This window comes from Agrobacterium sp. SORGH_AS_0440 (assembly GCF_031453135.1).
Taxonomy (GTDB): Bacteria; Pseudomonadota; Alphaproteobacteria; order Rhizobiales; family Rhizobiaceae; genus Agrobacterium; species Agrobacterium pusense.
In genome coordinates this window covers 1,928,349-1,948,199 of sequence record NZ_JAVIYR010000001.1, presented here as the reverse complement: position 1 = coordinate 1,948,199, position 19,851 = coordinate 1,928,349, and the positions used below count along the sequence as shown (strand labels likewise).

The window sequence follows — 19,851 nt, the reverse complement described above, 5'->3', positions numbered from 1 at the left end:
CCGTCAGTGGGCATAAAGATAGGCCGCGACATGGCGCGCTTCGGCCTCGGTGATACCGGTTTCGGGCATAGCGCTCTGCCGCGAAAAATGCGTCGGCGAGACGATCCAGCGAATGAGGTTGTCCGGTGTGTTGTTGAGGCCGTCACCGATATAGACCCGATGGCGAAGTGAACGTAGTTCGCCCCCCACCTTCCCGTCCGCACCGGCAACGCCGGGGATCGCGTGGCAGCCCGTGCAGCCGTAGCGCCGGAAAATGCCGGGCGCCAGGCGCGCATCACCGCCAGTCATGGCCGTGGCCACGGCGCCGCGCTGTGACACGTTCTTGACGATTGCGACCGCAATGCCCGTGGCAAGCGCCGCCGAAAGCACCGCAACGAGTATAAAGCCGGATCTAGAGAAGGGACGCGCCATATCGGTCCTCCCTACCCGACCGGGAAATCCACATCGCCAGCATGGCGAGCGCCGCCCCGGCATAGATGACACCGCCGGGCACCCACATCAGGAGACCGGCAAGCTGCTGGTCCTCGAAGGGCGTCAGGCCCCATGCCGGCGCGTCTCGGGTCTGGGCCACGTAAATCACCTGTGGCGCCAGCGCGATCAGGGCGCCGAGAATGCTGGTATGCATCATCGTGACAAACAGGTGCCAGGCCGCAAGCCCCCGGTCCGCGCGCCAGAAAACTGCCCACCAGAACAGGATCGCGGTCAGAAAGAAAAAGAGATGCTGTATCCGGTGCAGTGGCACGTCGCTCACCGTCGCATCGAACAGTGCAGGCGCATGCCAGCCCCAGATGGCAAGCCCGTGCAGAGATGTTGCCACAGCCCCGCCGGCGAGAACATTCCAGCTGGCCCGCACGCGCCTGTCGGTCATCACCGCAGCCAGACGACGACGAACCATGCGCGGCATGCTCCAGAGAAAAATACCGACGGGGCGCGCCAGCACGATCAGCGGCGCGGCAACCGCCATTACCATCTCGTGCTCTATCATGTGGAACGTAAACAGGTGCTCGCCCATGGAATGGATCGGAGAGACAAGTGCAGCAACCAGAACAAGCCAGCCGCCGGAAAAGGCGAAGGCGGACCTCGCCATCCACCGGCGGGTGCCCGACCGTCTCCACAGCCGAAAAAAACCGGTACTGAAAAGGCCGGCTGCGACAAGCAGCGGTCCGATGATCCAGCCGTCGAACGTCCATATGATCGCCGTCGGATGCGCCTCCCCCTCATGGGCCGAGAGCGGCCCGGCGCTGACCAGTAACAGAAAGATCAGTGTCAGCGCGCGCATGGGTTCAGCAGCAATGTCGCTGCCCCCTGAAGAAGGAGTGCGAAGGAAAAAACCAGCGCGACGAGGACGCACAACGACATCAGGAACATCGCAATCCGCGATGCCGTGGAACTCCGGCCCCTTTCCGAAAGAACGCCGCAGGTAACCGCTATCCCGGCAGAGAGGAAGGCAGCGATAGCTGTAAAGCCCGTCCGGCTGCCGCAATCGACCGCCGGCAAGATTTGGCCGAGCTGCGTGTTGAACGCCCAGATCAGGGGAGCGCCGAACAGTCCGGCAATATCGAGGGTTTTCAGGGTCATAGCCGTGGTATCCAGTAAAGGCAGGCGTAAAGCGGAAGCCAGGTCACGACGACGAAATTCCAGTAGAGCGCGTTGTCCTCCACATCGCCGTAACGGCGGGCGCTGTCGCCATTCCGGGTAAACATCAGGCAGGTCAGGACGATGGTATCGATGAGGTCGGTCAGAATATGGGTCGTGTGCAGTCCGAGGATCGTCCACACGATCGATCCATAGGCATTGTCATCCCACTTCACCTGGAGGGCTGGGAACTCAAAGGCGCGCACCGCCAGCAGGACAAACCCGATTGCGGACATGACGACTAAACCGAAACGGACGTGAACAAGCCGCCTCTGCCTGGCCCAGCGACTGACGAGGACATTCGGAACGACGCTGACGACAAGCAGCGCTGTCAGCACCGTGCCGGCTGAAAGATCCGGCGGCGGGGCGTCGATCGGCCATCGTGGTGCCAGGCTCATCAGGTAGAAATAGACGGCGACCGCCAGCGCGAAACCCGTTCCTTCGATCAGCATGAAGGCGCAGGTTCCCCACCATGTGGGGCTGGCGGTGCCGTTGCCGGACATCGGCAGCTTGAAGACATCGAGCGCGACACGTTCTTTCATGCTTCCTCCTCCGCCATTCCTTTCGGCCAGAACCAGCCGATCAGCGCTACAGCAATCGGAATCGATCCCCAGACGACTGCCCAGGGGGAGAACATGGACCAGATGAGCATGATGGACGTTGCGATGGCCGCCCAGAACGGCCACACGGAGTCCGTCGGGGAAGCCTCGCGGGCTTCGGGCAGCGCCTCGACGACGCTGGTGACCAGAATTTCACGGCGATCCACCCGCATCCCCGCGACAACAGGCAGTTCTCCGGTGTTCTCCCACAGTGGATCGCGGCTACCCACCACGGGTATGAAGCGGAAATTGAAGGGCGGCGGCGGAGAGGCGGTTGCCCATTCCAGCGTGGCGGCGCCCCATGGATTGTCCCCCGCGGGACGGCCTTTGCCGAAGCTTCGGACGACATCGATGAAAAAGACGAGAAAACCTGTCGCCAGCGCGACGGCGCTGAGGCTCACGAAGAGGTTGAGGCCCGCCCATGGCATCTCCGGCTGGTAGGTATAGATGCGTCGCGGCATTCCCTGCAAACCGAGAATATGCATTGGAAAAAACGTCAGGTGGAAGCCGACGAAGATCAGCCAGAAGCTGATGCGGCCGAGCGTTTCGCTCATCATCCGGCCCGTCATTTTTGGAAACCAGTAATAGACGGCTCCGATCAGGGGAAAAACGGCGCCCCCGATCAGGACGTAGTGAAAATGCGCGACCACGAAATAGGTGTCGTGAACCTGTGTGTCGAAGGGCACGGACGCCACCATGACGCCCGTCAGACCGCCGATGACAAAGGTGACGATGAAGCCGATGATGAAAAGAAGCGGGGTCTTGAAAACCGGCCGCCCGGCCCACAATGTTGCCAGCCAGCAGAATATCTGCACGCCGGCCGGCACGGAAATCGCCATGCTGGAGGCAGTGAAGAAACTTTCTCCGAGTTTTGGCAGGCCAGCCACAAACATGTGATGCACCCAGAGGCCGAAAGACAGGACACCGGTTGCGACAAGCGCCATGACCATGGGCATGTAACCGAATATCGGCCGGCCGACAAAGGCGGGCAGGATGGTGGAGACCATGCCCACAGCCGGCAGGAAGATGATGTAGACCTCCGGATGTCCGAAAAACCAGAAGACATGCTGCCACAGGAGCACGTCCCCTCCTTCGGCCGGATTGTAGAAATGGGTGCCGACGAGACGATCCATGATCATCGTGGAACTGGCGAACATGATCGCGGGCATGGCGATGATGACGAGAAAAGCCATGACCACCATTGCCCAGACGAGAAGCGGAATTCGATCGAGCGACATGCCGGGAGCGCGCTGCTTGAAAACCGTCACTACGATTTCCACCGCAATGGAGAGCGCGGAAAGCTCCGTAAAGGTTATCATCTGAGCCCATATGTCGGCGCGTTTGCCCGCGCCATATTCCGGACCCGCGAGCGGCACATAGGCGAACCAGCCGACATCAGGCGCGCTGTCCAGCACGAACGAGACCCAGAGAAGCAGCCCGCCCACAAGGAATACCCAGTAGGAATAGGCGTTCAGCCGGGGAAAGGCGATGTTGCGCGTCCCGACCATCAATGGCACGAAATAAACCGCCATCGCCTCCATGACCGGCACGGCGAAGAGGAACATCATGTTCGCGCCATGCATGGTGAATATCTGATTGTACCGGTCCGGGTCGATAAAACGCGCTTCGGGCGTTGCCAGCTGCAGGCGCATGACGAGAGCAAGCAGGCCGCCGAGTATCAGGAACACGAAGGCCGTGACAATATATCGCCGGGCCACCACCTTGTGGTCGACAGTACCAATCGCGCCCCAGAAACCGCGGCTCGACCCCCATGTTTTTTCGAGCGCACTCTCCATGCCGGGAACCGGCAGATCGGTATCCATGAGGACGGAGGCCTGTTTTCCCGCCATCAGTCGAGCCCCTCCATATAGGCGGAAACCTGCCGCAACTCTTCCCCGGTGAGCGGCACCAGCGGCATGTTGTTGCCCGGTTTCAACGTCTGTGGATCGGCGATCCATGCCGCAAGCGAGCCGCGTGTGGTCTCCAGCAGGCCTGCGCCGATCGTCCGGCGGCTACCGACATGGGTAAGATCAGGCCCCGTGGTGCCGGCGGCCGGCGTTCCCCTGACGGTGTGGCAGGCGGCGCATTGCTTGCGCAGGAACACGGCCTTCCCGGCCAGAGCATCTGCGTCTTGCGGCATGGCGGCCACCGCCTTCTGCTTATTGGCCCACCGGCGATAGGACACCTCGTCATCGGCCATGACCATGAAAGCCATGTGGCTGTGCTGAAGGCCGCAGAACTCCGCGCATTGGCCCCGGTAAACACCCGGCCTGTCAGCGCGAAACACAAGCGTATTCTCTCGTCCCGGAACGAGGTCCATCTTGCCGGCAAGGCTGGGCACCCAGAAGGAATGAATCACATCCGGGCTTTCGAGCAAGACCCGGACATTCCGCCCGACCGGGATGTGCATTTCGTTGGCGGTCTGAAAACCGCCATCCGGTTTGGCATCTTCGTATATGAACTGCCACCACCATTGCTGGGCGCGAACACGTATCGTCAAGTCTGCCTCGCCGGTGAAGCTGATGGCCCGCGTTGCAAGAAAGCTCGCAAGCGTCAGGCCGGCGACAATGAAAACCGTCATCATCACCGCGCCCGTGACGAAAAGCTGCAATCGCTTGCCACTTGCCGTCTCGTCCTGCGCCACCCGCCGGCTTCTGACGAGAGACAGGATCAGGATCGCGATCACTGCCAGCCACACGACGAGGCTCACCGCCACGATGAAGAGGATCAGATTCTTCAACATCGACGCTGACGGCCCTGCAGCGTTCAGCGCCGACTGAACGTCGCCGCACCCCGAAAGCAGGGTAAGGACAGCAAGGAGAGCAGCGACGATCTTCAAGGCACCGGCTCCTCCGGTCTTTTCCACGCCGACCCTTGGTTGAAGAGGATGGCAGCAGGCGCCCGGTTCTCAGCCGGACGGGTCTGACGGTCGTCATTGCGGGCCGGGGCCGCCACCGATGGCGAATAGGCCCCGATGGTTCTCACATATCCCGCAAGCTGCCAGATCTCTTCAGTCGTCATCTTGGCGCGGAAAGGCGGCATGCCGTGCGGCCGGCCATCCCTGATCGACGCCGCGACAGAGACCATGGATGGTCCATAAATCCATTGACCGTCGAGAAACGATGGACCTTTGCCGCCTTCGCCTTCACCGTGGCAAGCCGGGCATCCGAACCATGAATAGAGGCGTTTTCCCTGGGAAAGATCATAAGCACCGTTTTCGAACGGCCTGCCGAGAGCAAAATAAACTTCCGGCGGCGCGCCGGCCACGGGAACGGGCATGAAGCGCAATCGCTCAAGCGCTGCCGTTACGGGAGGGTCGCTGCGGAATGTTCGCGGTTCACGCCAGTAACCCATGATCGCCGCTGCCCCGATCAAAGAACCGCATAGAGCGGACCATAGAAGTGTCGCTGAACGATTGGCCTTTTCCGTCCTCCGCATCCCGCACCTCGAGTATCCTCAGTTGGAAGGAACCGTGGTTGACGGCGTCAATCGGACGGGCAGCAGCTTGTATGATGGCGTCTTTGCTTTCGGACTATGATGGCTCAGCGGAAACAACGGGTTGGTTTCCGGAAAATAGCCAGCACAACAGCCATGGGGAATATCATAGCCAACGATCCTGAACCCGCGGACGGCCCTTGGCGTCTGCGGCTCGATTGCCGTGACGATATCGACGATATCGCCGTCGGCAAACCCAAGCAGGGCGATGTCATCGACATTCATGAACAGAACCTGCCGCGTTCCTTCCACCCCGCGAAAACGGTCGCTATAGCCGTAGACGGTCGTGTTGAACTGGTCGTTGGATCGCAACGTCGACAGGTGCAGGACGTCCGGACCCGACGCCTCAGGCGGAAATTCGGGGAACAGGCGGTCGGGCGTCAGGAAATTCGCCTTGCCGCTTGAGGTTACCCATTTTCGCTCCCTTGCGGGTAATGGGCGCGGGATGCCGCCGGGTTTGAAAAGCCGTTCGTTGAAGTTCCTGAAGGTTTCCGGATAGGTTTGCTCTATGGCGTCGCGAATGCGCGAATAATCGTGAACCCATTGCTGCCAAGGTACGTTGCCGCGCGTCAACGTCGCCACGGCCATGCCGGCAATGATCGCCGGTTCCGAGAGCAACTCCCGGCTGGCCGGCTTTGCCCTGCCACGCGAACCATGGAAATGCGCAACGGAACTTTCCATGGAGACGGCCTGGGGGCCTGTCGCCTGTTCATCGATTTCGATGCGTCCGAGACAGGGAAGCAGAAAGGCGATCTCGCCGTGGATGACGTGGCTGCGATTGAGTTTCGTTGCGATCTGGACCGTCAGCCGCAGCTTGCGCCACGCGGCTTCCATCGCCTCGGTTTCCGGCGCTGCCCGCAAAAAATTGCCGCCGAGGCTGATGAAAGCCTTTGTTTCCCCGGCGAGAATGGATTTGCAGCTGTCGACCGTCGAGTGGCCTTCCCACGCGGGCGGCTGGAACTGGTATAGGTCGGCGAGCTTGTCCAGCGGCACGAGGCCGGGTTTTTCCGTAATGCCGACGGTACGCTGGCCCTGCACATTCGAATGGCCCCTGACGGCACAGATATTTGCACCCGGCTTGCCGATATTGCCGCGCAGCAGCGCGAGGTTGGCAACCATGTGAACGTTCTCCACGCCCATCACATGCTGGGTGAGGCCCATGCCATAGACCATCATCACCGCGTCGGAATCCGCATATATGGCGGCGGCTTCCATCATCTCCTCGCGGGTCAGGCCTGAAACGCGCTCCAGCTCCTCCCATTCATGGCGGCGGGCTGCAGCGGCGAAATCGTCAAAACCCGCCGTGTGCTCGGCAAGAAAATCATGATCGAGCACATGCTTCTTGTCAGCCGCGGCAATGGCGGCGGCAAATGCGACCGCCGCCGCATTGGCCGGATCACGCGGCTGCCCATCCGAGCCGGAAACCTTGCTTGCGCCACTCGCATGCAGCACGTCGTCTGCCTCGACAAGCGCCTTGCAGATACCGAAAAGGGCAGCGATATCGCCGCCATTCTTCACCTGGTAATACTTCGTCGAGATCGGCGTCGCGGGGGTCGCCAGCATCTGGCCGGGCGACTGCGGGTTGACGAAGCGCTCCAGCCCCGGCTCCCGCAGCATGTTGAATGTCAGTATCTTCACGCCGCGGTCGACCGCATCCTGCAGATCGTGCAGCAGTCGCGGCGAGGATGTTCCGACATTCTGCGCCATATAGAAAATGCAGTCGCAATTCTGGAAATCCGAAAGGATCGCCGTTCCCACGGAAGCGCCGATGCTTTCGGGCAGGCCGACGGACGAGCTTTCATGGCACATATTGGACGAGTCCGGCAGATTATTACTGCCATAGATGCGGGCAAAGAGCTGGTACATGTAAGATGCTTCCAGCGAGGCGCGGCCTGAGGTGTAAAACTCCGCCTGCTGCGGCGCGATGGCGCGCAGCTCCCGGCCGATCTCCTCGAATGCGGCCTGCCAGCTGACCGGCAGATATCTGTCCGTGGCCGCGTCCCAACGCATCGGCTGGGTCAGCCTGCCCTGCTCTTCCAGATCGTGGTCACGCCAGCCCTCCAGTTCGGCAAGGGTGTGTCTGGCGAAAAACGCACCGTCGGCGCGTCGGTTCGTTATTTCCCACGCGGTGGCTTTCGCGCCATTTTCGCAAAATTCCAGGGGATGGGTCTTGACCGGTTTCGCCCAGGCGCAGCTGACGCACATGTATCCCTGCGGCTTGTTCTGGTGTTTCAGCAATGTCGGACCGGACAGGGGAACATGTTCCCTCAACAGCACCTCTCCCACCGACTTGGCCGATCCCCAGCCGCCGGCCGGACCGGGCTTAAAACCGATATCGGGAGCTGCCTTGCGTCGTGATGTCATGATCGATGAACTCCCGAATTGCTGAGTAACCGAACCTCTGAAAGCGCGGCAGGTTTCCATTCTCTAAAAAAAATTCCGCCCTGCCTTGCCGCCGGGAGCGAGAAGGTCCCGGTGCCGCGGGGAACTTTCGCGCGGACGCCCGGTTAGGCACCCGCTCGACAAAGGGCGCTTCTGACAACCCAGCAGACAATGAAGGTGAGCGACATGAAGGCACTGACCTGGCACGGCAAACACGACATTCGCTGCGAAAGCGTTCCCGATCCGAAAATCGAGCATGGCCGCGATGCGATCATCAGGGTCACGGCCTGCGCGATCTGCGGCTCAGACCTCCACCTCTATAATGGCATCATGCCGGACATGCACAGCGGCGACATCATGGGCCACGAAACCATGGGCGAGGTGGTTGAGGTCGGTAAGGACAATACCGCGCTCAAGGTCGGAGACCGCGTGGTCGTCCCCTTCACCATCGCCTGCGGCGAGTGCTTCTTCTGCAAGCGTGGCTATTATTCCGGCTGCGAACGCAGTAATCCCGATCCGCACAAGGTGCGGAAGATGTGGGGCAATTCGCCTGCCGGCCTGTTCGGTTACACCCATCTTCTCGGTGGCTTCAGCGGCGGCCAGGCGGAATATATGCGGGTGCCTTACGCCGATGTCGGGCCGATAAAGGTTCCTGACGGTCTGACCGACGAGCAGGTCCTCTTCCTGTCAGACATCTTTCCGACCGGCTATATGGCCGCGGACTTCTGCAACATCCAGCCGGGCGATACGATTGCCATCTGGGGCTGCGGTCCGGTGGGTCAGATGGCGATCCGTTCCGCCTTTCTCCTCGGTGCTGAACGGGTCATCGCCATCGACGCCGTGCAGGAGAGGCTCGATCTCGCGGCGAAAGCCGGCGCGATGACGCTCAATTACCTCGACGAGGACATTTACGACCGCATAATGGAACTGACCCATGGTCGCGGCGCGGATGCCTGTATCGATGCGGTAGGAACGGAGCCCGATCCCGCGGCAGGATGGGATTCGAGGATCGACCGCATCAAGGTCGCCACCTTCATGGGGACCGACCGGCCGCATGTCCTTCGCCAGGCAATCTATTGCTGCCGCAATTTCGGTACGGTCTCGCTGGTCGGCGTCTATGGCGGTCTTCTTGACAAAATTCCCATGGGTTCCGCCATCAATCGCGGCCTGACGTTCAAGATGGCGCAGACGCCCGTTCAGGCCTACCTCCCCAACCTCATGGGCCGCATCGAAAGAGGCGAAATCGACCCATCCTTCGTCATTACCCATCGCGCCACCCTCGATGAGGGACCCGATCTCTACAACACCTTTAGCCACCGCGACGATGGCTGCATCAAAGTCGTCCTGAAGCCATAGGAGGTGATCATGAGCAGGGGAGAATCCACCAAAGGCCTTGCGGTCGTCACCGGCGCTTCGTCCGGCATCGGTTATGAGCTCGCCCGGTGCGCCGCGCAGGATGGTTACGACCTCATCATCGTGGCCGATGAAAACGACATCGATGCCGCGGCCACCCGGCTGCGCGCGGCCGGCACGCAGGTAGAGGCGGTGCGGGATGATCTTTCGACACAGGCGGGCGTGGAGGAGCTTCTCACGCGCATCACCGCCTCGTCGCGGCCAGTCGATCTTCTGTTCGCCAACGCAGGACAGGGCCTGGGCGATGGCTTTCTCGATCAGAGAATGGAGGACATCCAGCGGGTCATCGCCACCAATATCAGCGGCACGATTGCGCTGGTTCATGCGCTGGCAGGCGGAATGCGCCAGCGTGGCAATGGACGTATCCTGTTTACGGGTTCCATCGCCGGTTTCATGCCGGGCACGTTTCAGGCGGTCTATAACGCCACCAAAGCGTTCATCAATTCCTTTTCCTTCGCGCTGCGCGAAGAGCTTGATGGCACGGGTGTCACGGTAACCTGCCTGATGCCGGGGGCGACGGACACGGAGTTCTTCGAGCGTGCGGACATGCTCGACACCCCCGTTGGCAGACAGAAGAAGGACGATCCCGGTTTCGTGGCCAAGGCCGGCTATGAGGCGATGATGAATGGTGAGGGCGATGTCGTGTCCGGCTGGAAAAACAAGCTGATGTCGGCGATGGCCAATGTAACGCCGGCGGAAACGCTCGCCAGACAACACCGCAAGATGGCAGAGCCGGATGGGAAATAGCCTCGCAGCACTTCCGGCGCCACGAAGCCACATCCGGCCCGGCCGGACTTCACCTCAATCATCCGCGCCGCGCTTGTGGTGCGGGCTTTCCTGATTTTCACCGCGCAGCATCTGGCGATCATCCTTATCCGTTAATTCCGCATTGCCACCGCGAAGTTTCTCCGCCCCTCGGCGGGCATCCCGTTCTTCCTTCGACCGCTTCAGCTCCGCCTCGGCGTTAAAACCATCATCGGCATTAGCGGTGTTCTCGCGTTTTTCGATGATGCGGAGCTGTTGTTCATGCGTTTTTGGACCGGCCATCGTTGCGCCTGCTGTCATCTGTTCGTGCGTCCGCGCCGTCGTTCAAGACAAAGCCCCCTTCCCGTGCGATCACGAACCACGGAGGGCGACAGAAGTTCCGGAACGAAAAGGCATGGGGGAAGTTCGGGAGCGACGGGTGGCGGCTTCGACTGCCGCAGCAGCCCGTCCAACGCCAAGAGGAGGCGATAATGGCACATGCAGACAGGAAACACTTCGGAAAAGGCACGCAGGGGAAAGGTACCGGCGCAGGCGCAATGACCGAGCTGGACAAGGGAAGCATTGAGGAAAACCAGATCCTTTCCAACCGCGACAAGAAGCAGCATTCGAAAGAGCGGGGCCAGGACGGTGCCGCTATCAAGACCGATCAGGAACAGGACCACGCCGCCAACAGGCGTCCCTAGGATAAACGCTGACGGGGGCGGTCAGACTTTGGGATCCACCCCCTCTGCCTTTCACCCGCCGGTCTCGCTATGGGGTGCTGCCACAGGCTTGGATTCGGGCGACCGCCTGAACCGCAGGAAGATGGACAGGACGATCAGGACAGCGGTGGAAAGGAATTCCGACTGCCAGTTCTGGAAGGACTCGAACCAGAATTCAACGCTTCCCAGATGTGCCATCAATGTCGTCGCCGGTTCGCCATGCAGGCGTGCCTCCACTGCCGCGGCATCGGCGCTGTATCTCAGATGCAGCAGGAAGCTCGCTACAAAAAGAACAAACAGCGCCACGCCGAGCGAATAGGAATAGACGACGCGAATGATGCCGCCGGCCCTGTCCGCCCATGGTGCATCAGGGTCGTTTTTCTTGCGTGAAGGGTCCTCGTCTTGCGCTGTCGGCTCATCGGGATCCTTGGATTCTGCGGACCCGCGCTGGAACAGGAATGCCGTCAACACCACATAGGCCGACATCTGCAAAAATTCGCTTTCCCAGTTTTCGAACAGCGCCGAAAGGAAATGCCCGCTCGTGGCGTAGGACAAAAGCGTGAGCGGTTTATCATGATGTTGCACGAGTTCATCATTGTGAACGACCCAGCCTGTGGCGAACATGCCGCCGATCGTCAGCAGTGATGCAAGGACAAGGACGATGGTCAATCCGTTGTCGCGGACAAGCTTCATAATCAGACCTCGCTTTGGACAAGACCTCCGGGTGAGAAGTGCCGCCAAATGTGGCGGCACTTTCGTCTGCCGGTGCTGCGGCGCACTGGCCGCGGGCGGCGCTCCCTTAAACGATGAGGGCACGCCGCCGGTTGCGTTATCCGTTAGCGACAGGGACTGATGCCTTCCCAAGCTTGACCGATGGTTCGCGCGCCCAAACGCGCAACTTGCCGAGTTCGGAAACAAAGGCTGCCAACCCGTCTTCTCCCGGCAGAGGCAAAACGCCTTCATCCATGGCATCGGCAATTCCGGCCTTTTCCAGCAATGGCAGGGCCGACTGGTCATAACCGATGAACTTGCAGTGCTGGAACGCATCCGCGACAAAATCCCGGGCCGTTGCTTCCTTGACGAGATCGTCGATGGCCTCTGCCGATGTCAACAAGGCCACCGCATCAAAGAGAACCGAAGGACCGCCATCGATCATGTAATGCGCTTTAATGAGAGTGCCGTCCGAAGCCACGGCGCCCCCGACTTTAGGCGCGATCAACTCGAAGACGGCCTTCTCGGCCGTAACAGCCTCGGTCAGCCCCTGCAGCAATTTTGCGTCGACGCCATCCGTAATGAGAATGCCGAGCTTGCGCCCTTCGAAACGTTGCGGCCCTCGATTGACGATGCTGAGGGCGGGTGAAGGCTCCAGGTCCTGTCGGGTCGGCACTGCCGCCTCCGCCGGTTTAGGCATCGTCTGGAAACCAAGCTTCTGGGCAACTGTCGACGCAAGCGTTTCATCGATGTTGAGGAGATGCGACACCATCCGTTCACGTATGGCGACCGTCTCCACCCTGCTCAGCTCGAAAGTGAGGGCGGAGGCGATATGGCGCTGTTCGGGAGGAGTCTGGCTGAGATAGAATTGCCTGGCCTGACTGTAGTGATCTGCGAAGCTCTCCGGCCGCAATCTCGCCTTGGCGCCCTGCTCTTCGCCTGCAAAATGTGTAAAGCCGCGCGCTGGCGATTCTCGCGGGCCTTCGCCAAAGGAGTTGGGCTGATAATTGGCGCGCCCGGTTGGATTGCGCATCGCCATGTGGCCATCCTGCTGGAAATGCGCGAAGGGACACTTGGGCGCATTGATGGGGAGGTGCGTGAAGTTCGGCCCGCCGAGACGCTTCAATTGTGTATCGAGATAGGAGAAATTTCTTCCCTGCAGCAGCGGGTCGTTACTGAAATCGATTCCCGGCGGCACGTTCTGCGTCATGAACGCCACCTGTTCGGTTTCGGCAAAGAAGTTGTCCGGCATGCGGTCGAGAACCAGCCTGCCGACCGGCTGCGGCGGCAATATCTCCTCGGGAATGATTTTGGTGGGATCGAGGACATCGAAATCGAAGCTGTCGGCGAAATCCTGGTCGAAAAGCTGGACCTGCAACTCCCATTCCGGAAAATTGCCGGACTGGATGGCCGCCCAGAGATCGCGACGGTGGAAATCGGGATCGGCACCATTGATCTTCACCGCCTCGTTCCACGCCACGGACTGGAGACCCAGCTTCGGCTTCCAGTGAAACTTCACGAAAGTCGACTGGTTTTTCGCGTTGATGAAACGGAAGGTGTGCACGCCGAACCCTTCCATGAACCGGAACGACCGCGGAATGGTGCGGTCGGACATGATCCACATGACCATGTTCATGCTTTCGGGCGTGAGGCTGATGAAATCCCAGAACGTATCATGAGCCGTTTGCGCCTGCGGAAAGTCGCGGTCTGGCTCCTGTTTTGCGGCATGGATGAGGTCGGGAAATTTGATGGCGTCCTGGATGAAGAATACCGGGATATTGTTGCCGACGAGATCCCAGTTGCCTTCCTGCGTATAAAGCTTGACGGCGAAGCCGCGCACGTCGCGCGCAAGATCGAATGAGCCCTTATTGCCGGCCACGGTCGAAAAACGCACGAAAGCCGGGGTTTTTTCGCCCGCACGCTGGAAAAGATCCGCTTTCGTGTAGGCGGCCAGGGAATCGTAGGTCTCGAAATAGCCATGGGCCCCATAACCGCGGGCATGAACGACACGTTCTGGAATTCGCTCATGATCGAAATGAAAGAGCTTTTCCCTGAAATGGAAATCGTCCATGACAAGCGGGCCACGAGGACCGACGCGAAGCGTATTCTGGTCATCGGCGACTGGCCCGCCCTGCGCGGTCGTCAAGACGGGTGCGTCGCCTTCGGCGGTCTGGTGCAACTCGCCGCCCTCGCCGCGGGAAAGTTTCTGGTCGTGGATCGTAACAACGTCGCTTTTTCCCGCCGATGCGGTGGTTTCCGGTTTTTTGGCCATGGTAACTCCTGAAAGCTTTTCGCAAGGGCGTGGCAGGACGCCACGCCCGGTGGGCGGTGAGGAATGCTCCTGTCAAAGCGCCGAGCGGCGATATCGGTTCCGCTCCTGCTCAACATCTTCAGCGGCGTAGGGCCTCGACGTTTCGTCAAAACGCGTCCAGCCCTCCTGACCATAGGCCGAACGCCGTTCGAAGGGATCGACCCAGTTCGAGCGTCGGAGGATAGCCTCCGCCTCAGGCACAAGATCGTCTTCAACCCGCGCAGTGACGAGAGTTCCGCCTCTGCGCACGCCCTCCGCATAGACATTGGCGTCCTCTTCCGAAACGCCTGAGCGGGTCATGGCTCCGATCAATCCGCCAGTGGCTCCTCCGGCAACAGCACCGCCTGCCGCACCGACGGCGGTGGCGGCCAGCCAGCCAGCGGCGACGACGGGTCCGACACCGGGTATGGCCATCATGCCGAGGCCCGTCAGCAGGCCGCCGGCGCCGCCGACAATGGCCCCGATGCCGGCACCGGTGCCGGCACCTTCAGCGGCTTTGCTGTCCTCGCCGTGGCGTCTGTCGGCGTTACTGGCCACAATGCTGATGTCGCTTGAGGGGATGCCCGCGCGCTCGAGTTCGCTGACGGCGTTACTCGCATCATCATAATCATCAAAAAGTGCAGTTACGGTTCTCATCATGTTTCTCCCAAAAGTCCGTGCGCTTAAGTCCTGCCCTCACCTGGCGACGACGTTGCCCTGGTAATCGAGTGCTATGGCCACGGTTTTTCCGTCTTTCATTCCCGATGCCATCCACACGCCCTTGTCATTCTTGGTGAGGCCTGTGATCCCGGTGTAACCGGACTCCTCCATCCGCTTCTTCGCCTGCGCCTCCGTGAAGCTGTTGGCGCCTTCCACCGGAGCCGTCGGATTTTTCGTGTCCGGCGTCACAACCGCCGGCGTACCACCACCGGGATTGGCTGTCGGAGCCTGCTGGGCAAAGGCCGAAACAGCCCCGGCTCCAACAAACAACGCCATGAAAAAAGTCTTCTTCATTTGGGTCTTCCTCCCTTTTCACCATCAGCCATACTTCCCGTCGGAGACGGTGCCTTTCCGGCCCGGGAAAGGCGCCTTCCGAACAAAGCGGGAGGCGGAGAGTTCCAAAAAATAATGAGGGGGGTGCCGCTTGAACCGTCGCCTCCGCGCGGCGACCGAGGCGGTGCCTGTTCACCAGCCGGAACAAAATCCGCGCTACTGATCGCTGCCGGGATACGGGGAATTCCTGAGAAGAGCCGCCAGGTGCGCGGTATTGCGCACCAGCATACTGACCATGGTTTTGACGGCATCGGGCGTCTTGTCCAGATCGACGAAATTCGTCGACCCCATCGCTTCCCCGACCCAATAAGCAACAGCATTGGCAGGGATGGTGAAGCCGACGTCATTCAGCGCCTGAAAAAGCTCCGCCGAGACATGGTGGGCGCCGTCTTCATTTCCGACAACCGCGACAGCCGCAACCCGGCCATAAGAAACCATCCGACCCACATCATCGGTTTCCTCCAGGAATGCATCCATGCGCTCCAGCGCTCTCTTGCAAACGCTCGAAGGTTGGCCAAGCCAGATCGGTGTTCCCATGAGCAGGATATCGGCCTTCAGTATCTTTTCCCGAATGGCCGGCCAGGCATCGCCTTCGCCCTCATCTGAACTGACGCCCGGCTTGATATCGTGATCGGCGAGCCTGATCGTCTCGGCCTTGATATCCTGGCTGGCGAATTCCCGTAATATGAGGTCCAGCAGCTTCTCGGTGGAGGATGGTTCGGACGTGGCCGACGGTTTGAGAGTCGCGTTCAAAGCAAGAACGGTGAGTGGCATGGTAACTCCTTCAGCCATACGGTCTTTCCAGGGTTTCGAAAGTGTTGTGAACAATGATCGGCCATCGGTCAGGGGCCGGTGACTAACGCCGGGAAAGCAGACGATCCATGGCGTGATGGGGCGGCGGCTTGTTGCTTTCCCGCCCGTTTTCTTTTTCGAGACGAGTCCGGATCTCCTCGATCTCGTCCTCCGTCAGATGCTCGATGCCGATGAAGTCGGCGCGCGCCTGCTCTACAGCCCGCAGCAACTCGTCCAGTTTCGCCTCCATCGCGGCGGAATCCCTGTTCTGGGAATTCTGCACGAGAAAAATCATCAGGAAGGTGACGATCGTCGTGCCGGTGTTGATGACGAGTTGCCAGACCTCCCGAAAAATCAAACAGGGGTCCGCTGATGCCCCAAATGAGGACGGTGGCGAGCGCCACGACAAAGGCGCTGGGCGAACCTGAGAAAGATGCGATACGGCTCGCAAAGCGAGTGAAGAACTTGTTCATGACACGCTGAACCCTGCGGCTCGACACGAAACCAAAGCCCGGTAAGGACCGAGGCTTTCCAGTGAAGCTAACAATCGAGGGCAATGATTGTTCCGTCATGTAGAAACGCACACGGAAAGGAATTCCGTGCCGCGCTTTATCTTCGCCCAATGTTTCAAGCCCGCGTGCGATGTTCGCGTTTTGCCGGAACCCGATCTGCCTTCGCACATTTACAGGTGCAGACCAAAAACAGTGGGAGGATCCAATGGATTGGAATCGTGTTGAAGGTAACTGGAAGCAGATGAAGGGCAAGGTCAAGGAGCAGTGGGGCAAACTCACCGACGACGACCTTGACGTCATCAACGGCAAGCGCGAACAGCTGGAAGGCAAGATTCAGGAGCGCTACGGTTACGAGAAGGACCGCACCCGAAAAGACATTGACGACTGGTATGGTCGCCAGACCTGGTAACGGAAACCCCGCTTCGGCGGGGTATTTCTTTATGCTCCGTCGCGAATAGGCGCGATATGAGCGCGCGGCTCCGAGGCGTCGCGGGCGGACTGTCACGAAAGCGTTATGGAAAGACATTAGAACCGCCGCCGGCTGGTCCAAAAATGCACGGCTGTGCAACGACTGGCCTTCGCCCTACCAGCCCCTCGGGCAGCGCTCGACAGTTCCACTCGCGCCGACAATATCGGAGACATAGATGAAACGCCGCACCTTTATGATGTCCGCCGCAGGCGCCGCCGCCGGTCTCGCCCTTGCACCGCGCATGAGCTTCGCCGCTGCGGGCACGATCGACTGGTACACCAGTTCGGATACAAACATCCTCGATTTCTGGTCCAACACGATCAAGCCCGCCTTTGAAGCCGCCAATCCTGGCCTGAAGCTCAATCTGGTCGACGCTGGCGACGGCGCCGGCATTATCGCCATCGGCGAGCGCGCCGTTGCCGCGAAGCAGACCGGTACCGATCCGCAGGCCGATTATTTCGAAACGGCCGATCCCCTGTTGCCTGCCGGCGCCATCGAAGCCGGTATCTATGTGAACATGGCGAAGGCCGGCCTTTCCAACTATTCGCGTGTCAACCCGCTCGCTATCCAGAGCGAGTACAGCCTGCCCTATCGCGGCAGCCAGGTCCTGCTCGCCTATGACACGAGCAAGCTGAAGCCGGCGGATGCGCCGAAGACATGGGATCAGCTCGTCAGCTGGATCAAGGCCAATCCGGGTCAATTCGTTTACAACCGCCCCGACAAGGGCGGTTCGGGCGGCAATTTCGTTCGTCGCGCCATCCATCAGGCGAACGGCCTTGATCCCAAGGCATTCACTGTCGACAATTACACGCCGGAAGCAGGCGACAAGGCGCTCGGCAAGGCATGGGAACTGCTCAAGGACATCGCACCGTCGCTTTACGACAAGGGCGCCTACTCGTCCGGCAACACCCAGTCGTTGCAGCTTCTTTCCCAGGGCGTCGTCACCATGACCCCGGTCTGGTCCGACCAGGTGCTTCAGGCCATCGACCAGGGCGTTCTGCCGAAGGAAACCGGTCTGGTGCAGCTTCAGGATCTCGCGCTGTGCGGCAATTTTTCGCGTGCCGTCGTACTGGCGAACGGCGCCAATCGCGATGCGGCCCTGAAGCTCGCGAATTTCGTGCTGTCGGAAGAAATCCAGGGGGCAATCCTCACCGAACTTGGCGGCTTTCCCGGCGTTTCCTGGGACTTTGTGCCGGCAGAACTGCGCAAGCGTTTCGCCGACATCATCCCCCAGACCATTCCAACCTTCCCGGCCGGTAAATGGGAAACCGCCATCAATGATGGCTGGTATCGCAACGTCGCTCCCAACGTTGACCGCAAGTCGTGACGGAAGTCGCAGAAGGAGCGGCTCGCACGCTCATGGATAATACGTCAGGCAGGAGGCCAAGCGGCCTCCTGCTCGTTGCCATACCCGTATTCCTGATGATCTGGCTCGTTATATGGCCAGCGATCAACGCCATCGGCCGCACTGTCTGGCGCATCGACGCCAATGGTGAAACGCGTTTCGACCTTTCCAGCTACGGCTTTTTCTTCTCGGACCGCTACAGTCTCGACAATCTTGCCGTGACATTGTGGACGACGATGGTCTGCGCGATCCTCCTGCTGGTCATCTGCCTGCCGATCGCGCTTTACCTGCGCTTTTCGCAGGGCCGCCTCTCGGCCTACGTGCAGGCGCTGGCCATATTCCCGATGTTCGTGCCCTCCATCATCCTCGCCTTCGCCTTCATCCGCGTTCTCGGTCCGAACGGCATGGTTGACATATTGCTCAACGCCGTCGACCTGCCGAAAATCCGCACGCCCTATCTCACGCCCTGGGGACCCGTCATCGGTCTTGTCTGGGACAATATTCCGCTGACCGTGCTTATCCTGCTCGCGGGGCTTGGAAGCGTTGCCAACCAGTCGGTAGAGGCGGCGCGGGATGTCGGCGCAAACGCGCTGCAGGTTTTCTGTCACATCATCCTGCCACGCATTACCAATTCCATTCTCGTGGCGCTTTCCTTTTCGGTGCTCGGCATTTTTTCCTCCTTCACCCTTCCATATCTTCTCGGACCGGCCTCTCCCGAAATGCTTGGCCCTTTCATGCAGCGCACGCTGCGCGAAGTGCAGGATCCCATCGGCGCCATGACACAGGCCGTCATCGCTTTCGGTTTCTGCATTGCTTTCGGCCTGTTTTATGTGCGTTCGGTCGCGCGCAACCAGGGGAAATGACATGACGACGATGACGCGGGCTCGAGCCCGCATGGACTGGCCAGGCATTTTTTTTGCTACGCTTCTCACCATCGCCATCGTCGGGCCGCTGCTTGTTGTGGGCACATGGGCATTCACCGAGGTCTGGCGTTTCCCCAATGTCATCCCACAACAGTTCGGTTTCCGGTTCTGGGGCCAGACACTTGGCCGCGCTGACGTGTGGAACGCTTTGATGCTGAGCCTGCGGCTGACGACGGTTGTGACGCTGCTTTCGGCGGTGATCTGCCTTCCTGCCGCATACGCCTTCGCGCGTATGAGCTTTCCCGGCCGCAACCTCCTGTTCTTCTCCTTCCTCGCCGGCCACGCCTTTCCGAAATTCGGGCTTCTGGTGGCAATTGCCGCCATTTTCCTGCAGCTCAACCTCATCGGTACCTTCTGGGGCGTCGTTCTCATCCAGCTGGTCGGCACGCTGATGTTCATGATCTGGATTCCCGTGGCGGCCTTCCAGGCCGTCGATCGGCGCATGGAAGAAGCCGCCCGGGATGTCGGCGCCAGCCCGCTCAGGGTCTTCTGGTCAATTACCCTGCCACAGGCGGGACCGACTATTGCCGCCGCCGTTATGCTGAGCTTCGTTGGTACTTTTTATGAGACCGAAGGTGCATGGCTGATCGGGGCGCCCGGCATTCGCACGATGCCGGTTTTGATGATCAGCTACATCAACAACCAGATGGTCATCCAGTATGGTGCAGTTCTGTCCGTCCTGCTCTGGGTGCCGTCCTTCATTGCCCTCATGTTCGCCCGCCGCGTCATCGGAGGCGGCGCATTTGCCCGCGGTTTCGGCGGTTAG

General features: G+C 60.2%; 21 protein-coding genes and 1 pseudogene. 7 read left to right on the top strand and 15 right to left on the bottom strand.

Going from position 1 to position 19,851, the window contains the following annotated elements; genetic code table 11:
* Window positions 1-3 precede the first annotated feature (3 nt).
* The 8 genes from QE453_RS08810 to QE453_RS08775 are packed head-to-tail and all read right to left on the bottom strand — an operon-like array spanning window position 4 to window position 8,093.
* On the bottom strand, window positions 4-411 hold the full coding sequence (locus QE453_RS08810) for a cytochrome C (protein WP_309776811.1): 408 nt from the start codon (window positions 409-411) through the stop codon (window positions 4-6).
* Window positions 392-1,279 (bottom strand): cytochrome c oxidase assembly protein, encoded by an 888-nt coding sequence (locus tag QE453_RS08805; protein WP_309776809.1) that lies wholly within the window; start codon window positions 1,277-1,279, stop codon window positions 392-394. The genes QE453_RS08810 and QE453_RS08805 overlap by 20 nt, the downstream gene beginning before the upstream one ends.
* Complete coding sequence (locus QE453_RS08800; protein WP_309776807.1) at window positions 1,267-1,578, bottom strand: hypothetical protein; 312 nt, start codon at window positions 1,576-1,578, stop codon at window positions 1,267-1,269. Before QE453_RS08800 ends, QE453_RS08805 begins: the two co-directional genes overlap by 13 nt.
* Complete coding sequence (locus QE453_RS08795) at window positions 1,575-2,177, bottom strand: cytochrome c oxidase subunit 3 (protein ID WP_309776805.1); 603 nt, start codon at window positions 2,175-2,177, stop codon at window positions 1,575-1,577. Before QE453_RS08795 ends, QE453_RS08800 begins: the two co-directional genes overlap by 4 nt.
* A complete protein-coding gene (ctaD, locus tag QE453_RS08790) occupies window positions 2,174-4,084 on the bottom strand; it encodes a cytochrome c oxidase subunit I (protein ID WP_404977884.1) in 1,911 nt (636 codons plus the stop codon). Before ctaD ends, QE453_RS08795 begins: the two co-directional genes overlap by 4 nt.
* Complete coding sequence (gene coxB / locus QE453_RS08785) at window positions 4,084-5,073, bottom strand: cytochrome c oxidase subunit II (RefSeq protein WP_309776804.1); 990 nt, start codon at window positions 5,071-5,073, stop codon at window positions 4,084-4,086. Before coxB ends, ctaD begins: the two co-directional genes overlap by 1 nt.
* Window positions 5,070-5,672 (bottom strand): cytochrome c, encoded by a 603-nt coding sequence (locus QE453_RS08780; protein ID WP_309776803.1) that lies wholly within the window; start codon window positions 5,670-5,672, stop codon window positions 5,070-5,072. Before QE453_RS08780 ends, coxB begins: the two co-directional genes overlap by 4 nt.
* Window positions 5,673-5,690: 18 nt before the next feature.
* Window positions 5,691-8,093 (bottom strand): FdhF/YdeP family oxidoreductase, encoded by a 2,403-nt coding sequence (locus QE453_RS08775; RefSeq protein WP_309776800.1) that lies wholly within the window; start codon window positions 8,091-8,093, stop codon window positions 5,691-5,693.
* 204 nt (window positions 8,094-8,297) lie between these two features.
* Here QE453_RS08775 and QE453_RS08770 point away from each other — a divergent pair, with 204 nt between their 5' ends.
* Window positions 8,298-9,467, top strand: coding sequence for a zinc-dependent alcohol dehydrogenase (locus QE453_RS08770; RefSeq protein ID WP_112552937.1), 1,170 nt, complete (start codon window positions 8,298-8,300; stop codon window positions 9,465-9,467).
* A 9-nt stretch (window positions 9,468-9,476) separates the two neighbouring features.
* Window positions 9,477-10,271, top strand: a complete 795-nt coding sequence (locus tag QE453_RS08765) for an SDR family NAD(P)-dependent oxidoreductase (protein WP_309776798.1) — start codon at window positions 9,477-9,479, stop codon at window positions 10,269-10,271.
* Window positions 10,272-10,325: 54 nt separating this feature from the next.
* Here QE453_RS08765 and QE453_RS08760 read toward each other — a convergent pair whose 3' ends face one another.
* Window positions 10,326-10,571: a hypothetical protein gene (locus QE453_RS08760; protein ID WP_037092885.1), complete on the bottom strand. Its 246-nt coding sequence runs from the start codon at window positions 10,569-10,571 to the stop codon at window positions 10,326-10,328.
* 188 nt (window positions 10,572-10,759) lie between these two features.
* Between QE453_RS08760 and QE453_RS08755 the strand changes: the two genes are divergently transcribed.
* Window positions 10,760-10,972: a hypothetical protein gene (locus tag QE453_RS08755; protein ID WP_035209601.1), complete on the top strand. Its 213-nt coding sequence runs from the start codon at window positions 10,760-10,762 to the stop codon at window positions 10,970-10,972.
* Between the two features lie 51 nt (window positions 10,973-11,023).
* On the opposite strand, the gene QE453_RS08750 is transcribed toward QE453_RS08755, so the two are convergent.
* From QE453_RS08750 to QE453_RS08725, 6 genes and pseudogenes are all read right to left on the bottom strand, one after another.
* On the bottom strand, window positions 11,024-11,683 hold the full coding sequence (locus tag QE453_RS08750) for a DUF6766 family protein (RefSeq protein WP_309776796.1): 660 nt from the start codon (window positions 11,681-11,683) through the stop codon (window positions 11,024-11,026).
* Between the two features lie 136 nt (window positions 11,684-11,819).
* Window positions 11,820-13,973 (bottom strand): catalase C, encoded by a 2,154-nt coding sequence (gene catE / locus QE453_RS08745; RefSeq protein WP_113382336.1) that lies wholly within the window; start codon window positions 13,971-13,973, stop codon window positions 11,820-11,822.
* A 72-nt stretch (window positions 13,974-14,045) separates the two neighbouring features.
* Window positions 14,046-14,648: a general stress protein gene (locus QE453_RS08740; protein ID WP_309776793.1), complete on the bottom strand. Its 603-nt coding sequence runs from the start codon at window positions 14,646-14,648 to the stop codon at window positions 14,046-14,048.
* Window positions 14,649-14,687: 39 nt separating this feature from the next.
* Window positions 14,688-15,005 carry a PepSY domain-containing protein gene (locus tag QE453_RS08735; RefSeq protein WP_309776792.1) on the bottom strand — a complete coding sequence of 106 codons (318 nt, stop codon included), beginning with the start codon at window positions 15,003-15,005 and terminating at the stop codon, window positions 14,688-14,690.
* Between the two features lie 195 nt (window positions 15,006-15,200).
* Complete coding sequence (locus tag QE453_RS08730) at window positions 15,201-15,818, bottom strand: NAD(P)H-dependent oxidoreductase (protein WP_309776940.1); 618 nt, start codon at window positions 15,816-15,818, stop codon at window positions 15,201-15,203.
* An 82-nt stretch (window positions 15,819-15,900) separates the two neighbouring features.
* Window positions 15,901-16,309 (bottom strand): annotated as a pseudogene (locus tag QE453_RS08725) (low affinity iron permease family protein).
* 244 nt (window positions 16,310-16,553) lie between these two features.
* On the opposite strand from QE453_RS08725, the gene QE453_RS08720 reads away from it, so the two are divergent.
* The 4 genes from QE453_RS08720 (at window position 16,554) to QE453_RS08705 (ending at window position 19,851) form a co-directional block, all read left to right on the top strand.
* The gene (locus tag QE453_RS08720; RefSeq protein ID WP_004444538.1) at window positions 16,554-16,757 is read left to right on the top strand and encodes a CsbD family protein; all 204 of its coding nucleotides are present in this window, start codon (window positions 16,554-16,556) and stop codon (window positions 16,755-16,757) included.
* A gap of 235 nt (window positions 16,758-16,992) precedes the next feature.
* Window positions 16,993-18,144, top strand: a complete 1,152-nt coding sequence (locus QE453_RS08715; RefSeq protein ID WP_034497849.1) for an extracellular solute-binding protein — start codon at window positions 16,993-16,995, stop codon at window positions 18,142-18,144.
* Window positions 18,145-18,176: 32 nt separating this feature from the next.
* Complete coding sequence (locus tag QE453_RS08710; RefSeq protein ID WP_309776789.1) at window positions 18,177-19,025, top strand: ABC transporter permease subunit; 849 nt, start codon at window positions 18,177-18,179, stop codon at window positions 19,023-19,025.
* Window position 19,026: 1 nt separating this feature from the next.
* Complete coding sequence (locus QE453_RS08705) at window positions 19,027-19,851, top strand: ABC transporter permease (RefSeq protein WP_004444541.1); 825 nt, start codon at window positions 19,027-19,029, stop codon at window positions 19,849-19,851.

Excerpts from the sequence above, each read along its gene's own strand:
- QE453_RS08810 (WP_309776811.1), bottom strand. The coding sequence starts at position 411 with ATGGCGCGTCCCTTCTCTAGATCCGGCTTTATACTCGTTGCGGTGCTT.
- QE453_RS08805 (WP_309776809.1), bottom strand. The coding sequence starts at position 1,279 with ATGCGCGCGCTGACACTGATCTTTCTGTTACTGGTCAGCGCCGGGCCG.
- QE453_RS08800 (WP_309776807.1), bottom strand. The coding sequence starts at position 1,578 with ATGACCCTGAAAACCCTCGATATTGCCGGACTGTTCGGCGCTCCCCTG.
- QE453_RS08795 (WP_309776805.1), bottom strand. The coding sequence starts at position 2,177 with ATGAAAGAACGTGTCGCGCTCGATGTCTTCAAGCTGCCGATGTCCGGC.
- ctaD (WP_404977884.1), bottom strand. The coding sequence starts at position 4,084 with ATGGCGGGAAAACAGGCCTCCGTCCTCATGGATACCGATCTGCCGGTT.
- QE453_RS08780 (WP_309776803.1), bottom strand. The coding sequence starts at position 5,672 with ATGCGGAGGACGGAAAAGGCCAATCGTTCAGCGACACTTCTATGGTCC.
- QE453_RS08775 (WP_309776800.1), bottom strand. The coding sequence starts at position 8,093 with ATGACATCACGACGCAAGGCAGCTCCCGATATCGGTTTTAAGCCCGGT.
- QE453_RS08770 (WP_112552937.1), top strand. The coding sequence starts at position 8,298 with ATGAAGGCACTGACCTGGCACGGCAAACACGACATTCGCTGCGAAAGC.
- QE453_RS08765 (WP_309776798.1), top strand. The coding sequence starts at position 9,477 with ATGAGCAGGGGAGAATCCACCAAAGGCCTTGCGGTCGTCACCGGCGCT.
- QE453_RS08760 (WP_037092885.1), bottom strand. The coding sequence starts at position 10,571 with ATGGCCGGTCCAAAAACGCATGAACAACAGCTCCGCATCATCGAAAAA.
- QE453_RS08755 (WP_035209601.1), top strand. The coding sequence starts at position 10,760 with ATGGCACATGCAGACAGGAAACACTTCGGAAAAGGCACGCAGGGGAAA.
- QE453_RS08750 (WP_309776796.1), bottom strand. The coding sequence starts at position 11,683 with ATGAAGCTTGTCCGCGACAACGGATTGACCATCGTCCTTGTCCTTGCA.
- catE (WP_113382336.1), bottom strand. The coding sequence starts at position 13,973 with ATGGCCAAAAAACCGGAAACCACCGCATCGGCGGGAAAAAGCGACGTT.
- QE453_RS08740 (WP_309776793.1), bottom strand. The coding sequence starts at position 14,648 with ATGAGAACCGTAACTGCACTTTTTGATGATTATGATGATGCGAGTAAC.
- QE453_RS08735 (WP_309776792.1), bottom strand. The coding sequence starts at position 15,005 with ATGAAGAAGACTTTTTTCATGGCGTTGTTTGTTGGAGCCGGGGCTGTT.
- QE453_RS08730 (WP_309776940.1), bottom strand. The coding sequence starts at position 15,818 with ATGCCACTCACCGTTCTTGCTTTGAACGCGACTCTCAAACCGTCGGCC.
- QE453_RS08720 (WP_004444538.1), top strand. The coding sequence starts at position 16,554 with ATGGATTGGAATCGTGTTGAAGGTAACTGGAAGCAGATGAAGGGCAAG.
- QE453_RS08715 (WP_034497849.1), top strand. The coding sequence starts at position 16,993 with ATGAAACGCCGCACCTTTATGATGTCCGCCGCAGGCGCCGCCGCCGGT.
- QE453_RS08710 (WP_309776789.1), top strand. The coding sequence starts at position 18,177 with ATGGATAATACGTCAGGCAGGAGGCCAAGCGGCCTCCTGCTCGTTGCC.
- QE453_RS08705 (WP_004444541.1), top strand. The coding sequence starts at position 19,027 with ATGACGACGATGACGCGGGCTCGAGCCCGCATGGACTGGCCAGGCATT.